The organism is Pseudomonas sp. NFACC13-1 (assembly GCF_900104425.1).
Lineage (GTDB): Bacteria > Pseudomonadota > Gammaproteobacteria > Pseudomonadales > Pseudomonadaceae > Aquipseudomonas > Aquipseudomonas fluorescens_AA.
On record NZ_FMXV01000001.1, the window covers coordinates 74,675 to 87,109 of the forward strand.

Here is a 12,435-nt window from a genome sequence, read left to right on the forward strand (position 1 = left end):
GGTGAGTAAATGACCATCATCGCCAGTCTGTTACGCGCCGCCGAGCTGCCGGATTCGCCCACGCCACGGCTGGATGTCGAGTTGTTGCTGGCCGCTGCCCTGGGCAAGTCCCGCAGCTTCCTGCATACCTGGCCCGAGCGGATCGTGCCCAGCGAGGCGGCGCTGCTGTTCTCCGAATACCTGCGTCGCCGTCGCTCCGGCGAGCCGGTGGCCTACATCCTCGGGCAACAGGGTTTCTGGAAACTCGACCTGGAAGTCGCGCCCCATACGCTGATCCCGCGTCCCGACACCGAACTGCTGGTGGAAACCGCACTGGCCTTGCTGCCTGCGACACCGGCCCGGGTCCTGGACCTGGGCACCGGCAGCGGCGCGATTGCCCTGGCGTTGGCCAGTGAGCGTGCGGCCTGGAACGTCACGGCGGTCGACCGGGTGCTGGAGGCCGTGGCCCTGGCCGAACGCAATCGCCAGCGCCTGGACTTGCGTAATGTCACGGTATTGAGCAGCCACTGGTTCAGCGCCTTGGAGGGCGAGCGTTTCCAGTTGATCATCAGCAACCCGCCGTACATCGCGACCAGCGATCCGCACCTGGCCGAGGGTGACGTGCGTTTCGAGCCGGCCAGTGCCTTGGTGGCCGGGCCGGACGGGCTCGATGATCTGCGCCAGATCGTGGCCCAGGCGCCGGCGCACCTCGAACCGGGTGGCTGGCTGATGCTCGAGCATGGTTACGATCAGGCCGAGGCGGTGCGCGATTTGCTGGGCGCCCAGGGGTTTGTCGAGGTCCACAGCCGCAAGGACCTGGGGGGCCATGAGCGCATCAGCCTGGGGTGCCTGCCGTGCTGAACGATCAGGAGCTGTTGCGCTACAGCCGGCAGATTCTGTTGCAGCATGTCGACATCGACGGCCAATTGCGTCTCAAGCAAAGCCGCGTGTTGATCATCGGCCTCGGCGGGCTCGGCGCCCCGGTGGCGTTGTACCTGGCCGCCGCTGGCGTGGGTGAGATGCACCTGGCGGATTTCGACAGCGTCGACCTGACCAACCTGCAACGCCAGGTCATTCACGACACCGACAGCGTCGGCCTGGGCAAGGTCGATTCGGCGATGCGGCGCCTGGGGGCGATCAACCCCGAGGTTCGGTTGGTGCCTCACCGGGCCGCCATGGACGAAGACAGCCTGGCCGCTGCGGTCGCGGCGGTGGATGTGGTGCTCGACTGCTCGGACAATTTCTCGACCCGCGAAGCGGTGAACGCGGCCTGTGTCGCGGCGGGTAAGCCGCTGGTCAGCGGCGCGGCGATTCGCCTGGAAGGGCAGTTGTCGGTGTTCGACCCGCGTCGCCCTGAAAGCCCTTGCTACCACTGCCTCTACGGCCATGGCAGCGAAGCTGAGCTGACCTGCAGCGAAGCCGGTGTGATCGGGCCGCTGGTGGGGTTGGTGGGCAGTCTGCAAGCCCTTGAAGCCTTGAAGCTGCTGGTCGGTTTCGGCGAGCCGTTGGTGGGACGGCTATTGCTGATCGACGCCCTGGACACGCGTTTCCGCGAATTGCGGGTCAAGCGCGACCCGGGGTGCAGTGTCTGTGGTGGCTCGCATGAATGACGCACCGGTGGGCGTGCTGGACTCGGGCGTCGGCGGGCTGTCGGTGCTGGGGGAGATCCGTCAGTTGCTGCCCAATGAGTCGCTGCTGTACGTGGCTGACTGTGGGCACATTCCCTACGGCGAGAAGAGCCCGGAATACATCCGACAACGTTGCGCGATCATTGCCGACTTTCTCTTCAGTCAGGGCGCCAAGGCGTTGGTGGTCGCCTGCAACACCGCTACGGTGGCCGCGGTCGCCGATCTGCGGCGCGATTTTCCCCGCTGGCCGATCGTCGGCATGGAGCCGGCGGTCAAACCGGCGGCCGCCGCAACCCGCAGCGGTATCGTCGGGGTGCTGGCGACCACCGGTACCTTGCAGAGCGCCAAATTCGCCGCCTTGCTCGACCGTTTCGCCACCGATGTGCGCGTCATCACCCAGCCGTGCCCGGGCCTGGTCGAATTGATCGAGGCGGGGGACCTGCACAGCCAGGCCCTGCATCAACTGCTGCAACACTACGTCGAGCCGTTGCTTGCAGCCGGCTGCGATACGCTGATCCTGGGCTGCACCCACTATCCATTCCTCAAGCCTTTGCTCAAGGACATGATCCCAAGGCACATCAGCCTGATCGACACCGGCGCCGCCGTGGCCCGGCAACTTCAGCGCCTGTTGGCCGAACGTGGGTGGCTGGCAGAGGGGGCGCCCCATGAAACGCAATTCTGGACCAGCGCAGACCCGATACATCTGAGAAAAATCCTACCGCTGCTATGGCATTCGTCTGGCGTTGTGCGAAGCTTCGAACTGTAAGAAAAACGTGAAAATTGTGTGAAACGGGCTGAACTTCTGTTTTACCGCGGATTTCTATAGCTTTGTCTGTTTGTAACTAAACTAACTAAGTCTGTTCGCAAAGGATGTTTCTAATGAAGCGTGTATTCTGCTTTGCCGCGTTTGCGGCTGCATTGCTGGGGCACACTTACACCGCTCAGGCGGCGGGTGTGGAGTTTGGGGTTGGCCAAACTAGCGACTCGACCATGACCTATCGCCTGGGCATGCAGTTCGACTGGGACAAGAGTTGGTGGCAGAGCGATGTCGGTCGCCTGACCGGTTACTGGAGCGGTGCCTATACCTACTGGGAAGGGGACGAGACGTCCAGCAACCATAGCCTGTCGTTCTCGCCGGTCTTTGTGTATGAGTTTTCCGGCCAGAACGTGAAGCCTTACATCGAGGCGGGTGTAGGTGTTGCGCTGTTTGCCAACACCGAGGTGGAAACCAACAAGTTGGGGACGGCCTTCCAGTTCGAGGATCGCATCGGGTTCGGCCTGCGCTTCAATGGCGGACATGAAGTGGGCATTCGCGCCACTCACTACTCCAACGCAGGTATCAAGTCGACCAACGACGGTGTGGAAAGCTACGCGCTGCACTACACGATGCCGCTGTAACACCTGAACAATTGTGGGAGCGAGCTTGCTCGCGATAGCGATAGACCAGCCACCCTGAAGTTGTCTGACCTACCGCTATCACGAGCAAGCTCGCTCCCACAGGTTTTCTTCGCCTACCGATACGCCGTCGCAATGCCCTGGCGCTCTTCCAGGCATTCCGGCGCGCCCATCTCGAACTCGCGGCAGATCAGCGGGCGCTTTTCGTAGATAGTGCACATCATGCTGTCGCGATCCAGGGCCGCGCACCAGCCGTCGTCGAGCCGCAGCATCACTTCCCCACCCCAGTCGTCCGTGTCGATAAAACGCTCCGGGACCCCGGTGTCGGTGATCAGCATCACTTCCAACTGGCAGCAGCACGCCGCGCATGTCGAGCATGTGACGGCCGGTGCCGGGATTTCATGGAGGGGGATGGTTTTCATGGCGCGCAGTGTAAGGCAATCGGCGGCTCAGGGGCGTCCCTTGATCGGATAGCCGGTTTTTGCCTGGCATGAGTCGTTGTCGGCCGGCAGGGTTTCGGTGGATGAAGGCAAGGGCCAAAGCGCGCTCATGGACGCGATGGGAAGCGCGACTTCCCGGGGGCGTTCCACCAAGTGATTCAGCACATGCCGCGCCGCTTCTTCTGGCGACCAATGGGCCGGGAATGGAAAGCAGTCGTCGGGCCCCAGCGATGGATCGTCGTAGCCAGGATGCACCCAGGTCACATCAACGCCCGCAGACGCCAGCTCTGCCCGAGTCGATTCGAACAGATGGCGCATCCCGCTTCCGCCCGCCTCGATGTTCGAGGGCGGCAGATAAGTCGCCGGGCTGGCAATACCCACCAGATGAGGTTGGGTCCCGGCGCGCAACAAGGGCATGGCCACTTCAATGCAGAAACTGGCGGCCAGCAGGTTACTGCGCACGATATGTTCGATCAATGTATGGTCAGTATGCTGTTCGTCAACGTACTCAGTCGTTCCAGCATTGAGGATCACCTGATCCAGGGCGCCCCATTGTCGGGTGATCTGTTCACCGATCTCGCGCACGGTCTGGCTGTCGGTCAAATTGCCGGGCACGGTCAGCACTTGTCCTGGATAACGTACCGAAAGGGTTTCGCACGAGCGGGGCGAGTGTGAACTGACGGCCAGGTATGCACCTGTCTCGAGTATCGCTTCAGCCAACGAAGCGCCGATTCCATTGCCGGCCCCGGTGAGCCAATAACGCCGGGGCAGTCTTGAACCCATTCCGTACTCCTTTCGATTGCCAGACGCTGATACACGACTTTCAGTAGCGCTCGTACGTTCAGTACGACTATATGTTATCGGGTCAATATTGCATCCCGCGGCCCGGCAATTTTATGTGCGCTAATCGCCCGCCCCTTCGACGGCTGCGTCCTGTCGCGCCGGCAGGTTTCTGAACGCCGCCAGCGCACGGGCCCTGGACTCGCGCAAATCGACGATCGGTGCCGGATAATCCACTGCGCCAAACAAGCCGCCCTGGGTGTTTGGGCTATGGACCTGTTGCCTGTCCAGATCGTTCAGTTCAGGTAACCAGTACTTGATGAACAGGCCCTCGCGGTCAAATTTTTCCGACTGGCTCAAAGGGTTGAAGATGCGGAACCACGGCGCCGAGTCGGTGCCGGTGGAGGCGCTCCACTGCCAGCCGCCATTATTGGCGGCCAGGTCGCCGTCGATCAGGTGCTGCATGAAAAAACGCTCGCCTTCACGCCAATCGATCAACAGGTTCTTGGTCAGGAACATGGCGACCACCATCCGCAAACGGTTGTGCATCCAGCCGGTTTCCAGCAATTGGCGCATGGCCGCATCGATAATCGGCAGGCCGGTGCGTGCCTGTTTCCACGCCTCCAGTTCGGTGGGGGCCTTGCGCCACGCCAGCGCCTCGGTTTCCGGGCGGAACGCGCGGTGACGCGACACGCGTGGATAGCCCACGAGAATGTGTTTATAGAACTCGCGCCAGAGCAATTCATTTATCCAGGTCACGGCGCCGGTGCTTCCACTTTCGAATTCACCCCGGTTGGCTTGCAGCGCGGCATGCAGGCACTGACGTGGCGACACCACCCCGGCTACCAGGTAGGCCGAGAGCTGGCTGGTGCCGGGCCGGGCCGGGAAGTCCCGCTCGTGCTGGTAATCGTCGAGGTGTTGGTCGACAAAACTGTCCAGGCGCCGTCGGGCTTCGGTTTCACCGGCGGGCCAGAGGGCGCGCAGTGCTTCGCTGGGCGGGGCGAATCCATCGACATGAGGCGGCACCGGATCGCGGGCAATGCCGATACGGGCCTGCTGGCGCGGCGTGGCGACCAGGCTCGGCAGCGAAACATGCAGACGGTTGTAGCAGACCTTGCGGAACTGACTGAACACCTGGAAATAATTACCGGTCTTGGTCAGTACGCTGCCAGGCCTGAACAGCAATTGATCGAGGTGACGGTGAAACTCGATGCCCTGATCATTCAACGCACGGGCGACTTCGCTGTCGCGCTGCGTTTCATTCAGGCCGTACTCTTCGTTGACATGCACGGCACCAACGTTCAGTTCGCGACACAGCTTGAGCAGCACGTGCGGCGCCTGGTGCCAATGCGTTGCCTCGCGAATCAGGAGCGGGATGTTCAATTCATCCAGGGCCACGCTCAATACGCCGAGGTTGCGCAGCCAGAAATCGATCTTGCACGCTGCGTCGTCATGGGCACGCCATTGTTCGGGGCTGGTCAGGTATACCGCCACGCATGGGCCTTGGGCTGCGGCCGCCGCGAGGGCGGTGTTGTCGTGCAGGCGCAAGTCGCTGCGCAGCCAGATCAGTTGCAGGCTGTTTTCCATCTAAAGGAGTTCTCTGCGGCTCAGTTCGCGGTGAGCCGATAGCGGGTCTTCGGCCCAGGACAGGTCAATCATCGAAACGCCTGTGGATAACCGGGCTTGATGAATCGACGCGGCCGGGCCGGCAATGATGATCGGGCAATCGATTCCACCCAGCAGCCTGGGCAGTTGGGACAGATTGACGGCATGACTGGAATACAACAGGACGCCGCGAGCCTTGAGGCGTTCGACCGCCAGGGCCAGTTCGCCCGCCGGTAGCGGGCTGTCGAACACCTCCACCGGGCAATCGGCGCTGCTGGCCAGCCAGGCGGTGAGCCACAGGTGCGGCTCCTGGGGCAAATCCGAATGATTGACCAGCAACAGTGGCGCACCGCGCAACTGACGGTTGTTGTGGTAGATCCGGCTGCCAAACTTGCTGCGCAGCCACGAGTACAGGAAGACCCGTTCCAGCTGCGCGCCAAACTGGCCTTGCCAGCGCGAGTGCAGCTCGGCCAGCAACGGCAAGAGCAATTGCTCGCACACGGTCCAGGGCGGATACAGCGCCATCGCTTGGTTGATCAGGTCATCGATCTGACGCTCGGCCAGTTGCGTCACCGCCAGCGCCAGGGCGTTGCGCTGACGTTGCCAATCGTTCTCCGGTGGCGGCGTAGGTGCTGTAGACAGCGGCGGTGTGTCCAGCAACGGCTTGATCTTGCTCACCGCGACGCCACGATCGATCCAAGTGAGGATGCTGCGGATCCGTTGCACGTGGTCGGCATTGAACAGTCGATGCCCCTTGGGCGTGCGGTGCGGCACGATCAGGCCGTAGCGGCGCTCCCAGGCCCGTAACGTGACGGCGTTGACACCGGTCTGCCGGGCGACTTCGCGTATGGGCAGCCAGCCTTGCGCCAAGGCCTTGGCAAAATCGGCCCCCAGGTCTTCGCGGGCGCTGGAATCGGGATCGTTGTTCATCAAATGGCGTTTCGCAAACTGAGGTTTTCCGGGTGCGGCTGCAGGTAGACCTGCTGCGCCAGGTAAGGGTCGGGGTGCTGGCGCAGGTGATGCTTGAGCAACGTCAGCGGCACCACCAAGGGCACGATGCCGAGGCGGTACTGGCCGATGAGGTGCTGTACCTCCTGCTTGTCGTCGGCGTCGATGGCGCGCTTGAGGTAACCGCTCAGGTGTTGCAGCACATTGGTGTGGGTGCGGCGGGTGGCGCATTTCTTCAACGCGGCCATCAACGCACTGAAATAGCGTGGACCCAGTTCATTGGGGTCGGCCTTGCCCATGTCGCCCAGCAATTTGCCCAGGGCCTTGTACTGCTCGGGGTTGTGGGCCATGAGCAGGTATTTGTAGCGCGAGTGGAATTCGATCAGGTCGCGCCGGGTCAGGCCCTGGCGGCGCAAGGGTTGCCAGGCGGCATAGGCAAACACCCGGGTCAGGAAGTTCTCCCGCAGCACCGGGTCGTTGAGGCGACCGTCTTCCTCCACCGGCAGATCGGGATGGCGTTCGCAAAAGGCCTGGGCATAGATACCGCGCCCGCCGCCCTCCTGGGGGACACCGTTGTGGTCGTAGACCTTGACCCGCTCCAGTCCGCAGGATGGCGATTTCTGCATGAAGATATAGCCGCAGAGGTCATCCAGTTCCCCGGCCATCTGCTGCCCATAGTCGGCCAATGGCCGGGTCACGTTGAGGTCGCGATTCACCGTACCGAGCGCCTCGGGGTGTTCAGGATTGCCCACCAGGCGAATCGGCTCCCGGGGAATGCCCAGGCCGATGGCGACTTCGGGGCACACCGGCACGAAATCGAAGTAATCGATAAGGGTGCGGCTGCACAACAGCGATTGCTTGTGCCCGCCATTGAAGCGAACTTCGTCACCCATCAGGCAGGCGCTGATGGCGATTCTGGGTTTGGCGATGGCTGCGCTGGGCATGGGCGACCTCTGATGGCTAATCTTGTACAAGTTTATATTTATGTACAATATTTTCATCATAGGCCCGAATGCATACAAGTCAACCGGATTCATAGCGGGGCTGGGCGACGTCAGTGGGTGCCGCGGGCAGGCTGCTGTCTCTTTCGACAGCAGCGAAGAGCGATGGGTGACGCGATCTATTGCAGGCTTGCGTGCAGGCGACGTGCAGCCTCCTGGCCGCTGAGCCATGCGCCTTCGACACGGCCGGACAGGCACCAGTCACCACACACGTACAGACCCAGGTCGGCATCGGCCAGGGCGCCCCATTCATGGCTGCCGGCGGGGCGGGCATAGAGCCAACGATGGGCCACGCTGAAGCTTGGTGCAGGCATCGCGCTGTGCAGCAGCTCGGCGAAAGCACCGTGCAGGTGTTCGATCACTGCCTCCTTGGACAGGTCGATGTGCTGCCGGCTCCAGTCGCTGGTGGCGTGCAGTACCCAGGTGTCGAGCTTGCTGTCGCGTCCCGGTTTGCTGCGGTTGCGCGCCAGCCAGTCCAGGGGGCTGTCCTGTACGAAGCAGCCTTCCATGGGCGTATCCAGCGGTGTTTCGAAGGCCAGGGCCACAGCCCAGGTCGGGTCCATCTTCACGCCAGCGGCCACGGCGGCCAGCTTCGGTACGGCCGCCAGCAAGGCGGTGGCCTGGGGCGCGGGCGTGGCGATCACCACGTGGCCGAAGGGGCCGTGGGTGAAACCTTCCGCGTCCTGCAGATGCCAATGCTCCTGGCCGCGGTACACCTCGGTGATCCGACAGGAAAACTGCACCTGCAGCTTGTCGAGCAAGGCGCGGGTGATGGCGCTCATGCGCGGGGTGCCGACCCAGCGAGTCTGTTCGTCCGGCGATGGGCTCAGTTGCCCATTCTGGAAGTTGTAGAGCTGCGGGTTCCATTCCGCGGCCCAGCCGTTGGCTTGCCAGCGCTGGACCTCTGTGACAAAGCGGCGATCGCGGGCAGTGAAATACTGCGCGCCCATGTCCAGTGCGCCAGCGTCGCTGCGCTTGCTTGACATGCGTCCGCCACTGCCGTGGCTTTTATCGAAGAGTTGAACGATATGCCCGGCCTCCGTCAGGGCCTGGGCGGCTGAAAGTCCGGCGATGCCGGTGCCGATGATCGCGATAGGTACAGTCATGAGGGCCTCGTTTACCTTTCTGTACAGACTACGCCGTCGTTTAAACCTGTACAATTTGGGTTTTTGGTATAAGTTTTACCGTTCGCGTTTGGACAGCTTGTCCTATTGTTAAACACAGACCTTGTCCGATACGAAAAATCCCTGCCTATAAAAATAGACTAATGGACCGGGTAAAACGCGATGCGAGGAACATCTCATGCACATATTGCTGACCGGCGGTACTGGTTTGATCGGACGTCAGCTCTGCCGCCTCTGGTTGCAGCAGGGGCATCGCCTGACGGTATGGAGTCGCCGACCCGAAGAAGTGGCGAAAATCTGCGGGACACCGGTGCGGGGCGTGGCCAAGCTCGACGAAATCCATGAACCGGTGGACGTGGTGGTCAACCTCGCCGGCGCCCCCATCGCCGACCGCCCCTGGAGCCACAAACGCAAGATGTTGTTGTGGAGCAGTCGTGTCACGTTGACGGAAGTCTTGCTGGCGTGGCTGGAGCGTTGCGAGCAAAAACCGCAGGTGCTGATTTCCGGTTCTGCGGTGGGCTGGTACGGCGATGGTGGCGAGCGTGAATTGACCGAGGAATCGGGACCGGTGAGCGAAGATTTCGCCAGTCAGTTGTGCATCGCCTGGGAAGAAACCGCGCAACGGGCCGAGGCCTTGGGCCTGCGCGTGGTGCTGGTGCGTACCGGTCTGGTCCTGTCCGCCGAGGGCGGCTTTTTGTCGCGGCTGCTGTTGCCATTCAAACTGGCGCTGGGCGGGCGTATCGGCAATGGGCGGCAGTGGATGCCGTGGGTTCACATCGACGATCAAATCGCCCTGATTGATTTTCTTCTGCACCGCACCGATGCCAGCGGTCCTTATAATGCGTGCGCGCCGAACCCGGTGCGCAACCGCGATTTTGCCAAGGCCCTGGGGCGCGTATTGCATCGGCCGGCCGTGGTGCCGATGCCGGAGCTTGCGCTGAAGGTCGCGCTGGGGGAATTGTCCTTGCTGTTGCTCGGCGGCCAGCGCGCCACGCCGGCCCGATTGCAGGCGGCGGGTTACACATTCCGGTTCACTGATTTGCCTGCGGCCCTGGACGACTTGTCCAGCCGCCTTTGAAATAGGACGTTGCATGACCGATCACGCGTTGCTTCTGGTGAATCTGGGTTCGCCTGCCTCCACCTCGGTGGCCGATGTGCGCCGCTACCTCAATCAATTCCTGATGGACCCGTATGTCATCGACCTGCCATGGCCGGTGCGGCGCTTGCTGGTGTCGCTGATCCTGATCAAGCGCCCCGAGCAGTCGGCCCACGCCTACGCCTCGATCTGGTGGGAAGAGGGGTCGCCGTTGGTGGTGCTCAGTCGCCGGCTGCAACAGGCCATGACCGCACAGTGGACCCAGGGGCCGGTGGAGCTGGCGATGCGTTATGGCGAGCCGTCCATTGAATCGGTGCTGGTGCGGCTGGCGAGCCAGGGTCACAAGACGATCACGTTGGCGCCGTTGTATCCGCAGTTTGCCGACAGCACCGTGACCACGGTGATCGAGGAGGCCAAGCGGGTCGTGCGGGAAAAGAAACTCAACGTGCAGTTTTCGATCCTCCAACCGTTCTACGATCAGCCCGAATACCTCGACGCCCTGGTGACCAGCGCCAAGCCGTACCTGATGCAGGAACACGATCATCTGTTGTTGAGTTTCCACGGCTTGCCGGAACGGCACCTGACCAAGCTCGACCCGACCGGATTTCATTGCTTCAAGGATGCCGACTGCTGCAAGAATGCGCCGCCGGAGGTCATGGCGACCTGTTACCGCGCGCAATGCATCCGTACTGCCGAACGGTTTGCCCAACGCATGGGGTTGGCGGATGGCAAATGGTCGGTGTCGTTCCAGTCGCGATTGGGGCGTGCCAAGTGGATCGAACCCTACACCGAGGCGCGCCTGGAGGAGCTGGCCAAAAGCGGCGTGAAGAAAGTGCTGGTGATGTGCCCGGCGTTCGTGGCCGACTGCATCGAAACCCTGGAAGAAATCGGCGATCGCGGGCGCGAGCAATTCCGCGCGGCAGGGGGGGAGGAGTTGGTGCTGGTGCCTTGCCTCAATGATGAGCCGCAGTGGGCACAGGCGTTGAGTACTCTCTGCGAACGGGCTCCGATCGCGTTGTGAGGTTCAAGGGTCTCATCGCGAGCAAGCTCGCTCCCACATGGAATCTGCGGTGGACACAAATGTTGTGACCACTCGAGACCCACTGTGGGAGCGAGCTCGCTCGCGATGGCTATCAGGCTGACAATAAAGCTTTCAAGCTTGAGTCACAGCAGCGGTTCATCCGCCTTCTTCTGCTTCCAGCCGTCATTGCCCGGCAGCAGCAGGTTCAGCGCGATCGCCACCACCGCGCACAATGCGATGCCTTTGAGGCCGAAGTCGTCCGGGCCGGTGCCGGTGCCCACCAGCACGCCGCCGATGCCGAACACCAGCGTCACCGAAACGATCACCAGGTTGCGCGCCTCGCCCAGGTCGATCTTGTGGCGGATCAGCGTGTTCATGCCCACCGCCGCAATCGAACCGAACAACAGGCACAGGATCCCGCCCATCACCGGCACCGGGATGCTTTGCAGCAGCGCGCCGAACTTGCCGATGAACGCCAGGCTGATGGCAAAGATCGCCGCCCAGGTCATGATCTTCGGGTTGTAGTTCTTGGTCAGCATCACCGCGCCGGTCACTTCGGCGTAGGTGGTGTTGGGCGGGCCACCGAACAGGCCGGCGGCGGTGGTGGCAATGCCGTCACCGAGCAGGGTGCGGTGCAGGCCGGGTTTCTTCAGGTAGTCGCGACCGGTCACGCTGCCCACGGCGATCACGCCGCCGATGTGCTCGATGGCCGGCGCCAGGGCGACCGGCACGATGAACAGGATCGCCTGCCAATTGAACTCCGGCGCGGTGAAGGCTGGCAGGGCGAACCAGGGGGCGGCGGCGATTTTCGCGGTGTCCACGACCCCGAAGAAAAACGCCATGGCAAAGCCCACCAGCACACCGGAAATGATCGGCACCAGGCGGAAAATGCCTTTGCCGAACACCGCCACGATCAGGGTGGTGAGCAGGGCCGGCATCGAGATCATCATCGCGGTCTGATAATGAATCAGCTCGGTGCCGTCGCCGGCCTTGCCCATTGCCATGTTGGCGGCAATCGGCGCCATGGCCAGGCCGATGGAAATGATCACCGGACCGATGACCACTGGCGGCAGCAGCCGGTCGATGAACCCGGTGCCTTTGATCTTCACGGCCAGGCCCAGGAAGGTGTAGACGAAACCCGCCGCCATCACCCCACCCATGGTCGCGGCCAGGCCGAACTGGCCCTTGGCGAGGATGATCGGGGTGATGAAGGCAAAGCTCGAAGCCAGGAACACCGGCACCTGGCGCCCGGTCACGAGCTGGAACAGGATCGTTCCCAGGCCGGCGGTGAACAGCGCCACGTTAGGGTCCAGCCCGGTGATCAGCGGCATCAGTACCAGCGCGCCGAAGGCGACGAACAGCATCTGCGCGCCGGACAAGACCTGGCGCCAGAGCGGATCGTTGAACTCATCCCGCAT

Annotated in this window: 13 protein-coding genes; 6 read left to right on the forward strand and 7 right to left on the reverse strand. The window is 62.5% G+C overall.

All coding sequences use genetic code 11. From position 1 onward, the window contains the following. Window positions 1–9 precede the first annotated feature (9 nt). From prmC to BLQ55_RS00350, 4 genes are all read left to right on the forward strand, one after another. Complete coding sequence (prmC, locus tag BLQ55_RS00335; RefSeq protein WP_092202505.1) at window positions 10–840, forward strand: peptide chain release factor N(5)-glutamine methyltransferase; 831 nt, start codon at window positions 10–12, stop codon at window positions 838–840. After that, complete coding sequence (locus tag BLQ55_RS00340; protein WP_092252118.1) at window positions 834–1,589, forward strand: molybdopterin-synthase adenylyltransferase MoeB; 756 nt, start codon at window positions 834–836, stop codon at window positions 1,587–1,589. Before prmC ends, BLQ55_RS00340 begins: the two co-directional genes overlap by 7 nt. Next, window positions 1,582–2,373, forward strand: coding sequence for a glutamate racemase (gene murI / locus BLQ55_RS00345; RefSeq protein WP_092251778.1), 792 nt, complete (start codon window positions 1,582–1,584; stop codon window positions 2,371–2,373). Before BLQ55_RS00340 ends, murI begins: the two co-directional genes overlap by 8 nt. A 113-nt stretch (window positions 2,374–2,486) precedes the next feature. Continuing rightward, window positions 2,487–3,005, forward strand: coding sequence for an acyloxyacyl hydrolase (locus BLQ55_RS00350; RefSeq protein WP_092202509.1), 519 nt, complete (start codon window positions 2,487–2,489; stop codon window positions 3,003–3,005). A gap of 113 nt (window positions 3,006–3,118) precedes the next feature. On the opposite strand, the gene BLQ55_RS00355 is transcribed toward BLQ55_RS00350, so the two are convergent. From BLQ55_RS00355 to BLQ55_RS00380, 6 genes are all read right to left on the reverse strand, one after another. Further along, window positions 3,119–3,424: a YkgJ family cysteine cluster protein gene (locus BLQ55_RS00355; RefSeq protein WP_060740657.1), complete on the reverse strand. Its 306-nt coding sequence runs from the start codon at window positions 3,422–3,424 to the stop codon at window positions 3,119–3,121. 27 nt (window positions 3,425–3,451) lie between these two features. Then, window positions 3,452–4,225 (reverse strand): SDR family NAD(P)-dependent oxidoreductase, encoded by a 774-nt coding sequence (locus tag BLQ55_RS00360; protein WP_092251781.1) that lies wholly within the window; start codon window positions 4,223–4,225, stop codon window positions 3,452–3,454. 120 nt (window positions 4,226–4,345) lie between these two features. Next, on the reverse strand, window positions 4,346–5,797 hold the full coding sequence (phrB, locus tag BLQ55_RS00365; RefSeq protein WP_092252120.1) for a deoxyribodipyrimidine photo-lyase: 1,452 nt from the start codon (window positions 5,795–5,797) through the stop codon (window positions 4,346–4,348). A 12-nt stretch (window positions 5,798–5,809) separates the two neighbouring features. Continuing rightward, entirely contained in the window at window positions 5,810–6,757 is a 948-nt protein-coding gene (locus tag BLQ55_RS00370) for a MerR family transcriptional regulator (protein ID WP_092202514.1), read from the reverse strand. Continuing rightward, on the reverse strand, window positions 6,757–7,719 hold the full coding sequence (locus BLQ55_RS00375; RefSeq protein ID WP_092202516.1) for a YbgA family protein: 963 nt from the start codon (window positions 7,717–7,719) through the stop codon (window positions 6,757–6,759). The genes BLQ55_RS00370 and BLQ55_RS00375 overlap by 1 nt, the downstream gene beginning before the upstream one ends. 176 nt (window positions 7,720–7,895) lie before the next feature. Next, window positions 7,896–8,882 carry an NAD(P)/FAD-dependent oxidoreductase gene (locus tag BLQ55_RS00380; RefSeq protein ID WP_092202518.1) on the reverse strand — a complete coding sequence of 329 codons (987 nt, stop codon included), beginning with the start codon at window positions 8,880–8,882 and terminating at the stop codon, window positions 7,896–7,898. A 196-nt stretch (window positions 8,883–9,078) separates the two neighbouring features. On the opposite strand from BLQ55_RS00380, the gene BLQ55_RS00385 reads away from it, so the two are divergent. Together BLQ55_RS00385 and hemH are read left to right on the forward strand one after the other, a co-directional pair. Further along, the gene (locus BLQ55_RS00385; protein WP_092202520.1) at window positions 9,079–9,978 is read left to right on the forward strand and encodes a TIGR01777 family oxidoreductase; all 900 of its coding nucleotides are present in this window, start codon (window positions 9,079–9,081) and stop codon (window positions 9,976–9,978) included. 13 nt (window positions 9,979–9,991) lie between these two features. Then, window positions 9,992–11,017: a ferrochelatase gene (gene hemH / locus BLQ55_RS00390; protein ID WP_092202522.1), complete on the forward strand. Its 1,026-nt coding sequence runs from the start codon at window positions 9,992–9,994 to the stop codon at window positions 11,015–11,017. A 143-nt stretch (window positions 11,018–11,160) separates the two neighbouring features. Here hemH and BLQ55_RS00395 read toward each other — a convergent pair whose 3' ends face one another. After that, window positions 11,161–12,435, reverse strand: a complete 1,275-nt coding sequence (locus BLQ55_RS00395; protein WP_072409362.1) for a uracil-xanthine permease family protein — start codon at window positions 12,433–12,435, stop codon at window positions 11,161–11,163.

What these genes read in the sequence shown, in the direction of transcription:
- prmC (WP_092202505.1), top strand. Translation starts at nt 10, where the DNA reads ATGACCATCATCGCCAGTCTGTTACGCGCCGCCGAGCTGCCGGATTCG.
- murI (WP_092251778.1), top strand. Translation starts at nt 1,582, where the DNA reads ATGAATGACGCACCGGTGGGCGTGCTGGACTCGGGCGTCGGCGGGCTG.
- BLQ55_RS00350 (WP_092202509.1), top strand. Translation starts at nt 2,487, where the DNA reads ATGAAGCGTGTATTCTGCTTTGCCGCGTTTGCGGCTGCATTGCTGGGG.
- BLQ55_RS00355 (WP_060740657.1), bottom strand. Translation starts at nt 3,424, where the DNA reads ATGAAAACCATCCCCCTCCATGAAATCCCGGCACCGGCCGTCACATGC.
- BLQ55_RS00360 (WP_092251781.1), bottom strand. Translation starts at nt 4,225, where the DNA reads ATGGGTTCAAGACTGCCCCGGCGTTATTGGCTCACCGGGGCCGGCAAT.
- BLQ55_RS00370 (WP_092202514.1), bottom strand. Translation starts at nt 6,757, where the DNA reads ATGAACAACGATCCCGATTCCAGCGCCCGCGAAGACCTGGGGGCCGAT.
- BLQ55_RS00375 (WP_092202516.1), bottom strand. Translation starts at nt 7,719, where the DNA reads ATGCCCAGCGCAGCCATCGCCAAACCCAGAATCGCCATCAGCGCCTGC.
- BLQ55_RS00380 (WP_092202518.1), bottom strand. Translation starts at nt 8,882, where the DNA reads ATGACTGTACCTATCGCGATCATCGGCACCGGCATCGCCGGACTTTCA.
- BLQ55_RS00385 (WP_092202520.1), top strand. Translation starts at nt 9,079, where the DNA reads ATGCACATATTGCTGACCGGCGGTACTGGTTTGATCGGACGTCAGCTC.
- hemH (WP_092202522.1), top strand. Translation starts at nt 9,992, where the DNA reads ATGACCGATCACGCGTTGCTTCTGGTGAATCTGGGTTCGCCTGCCTCC.
- BLQ55_RS00395 (WP_072409362.1), bottom strand. Translation starts at nt 12,435, where the DNA reads ATGCGGGATGAGTTCAACGATCCGCTCTGGCGCCAGGTCTTGTCCGGC.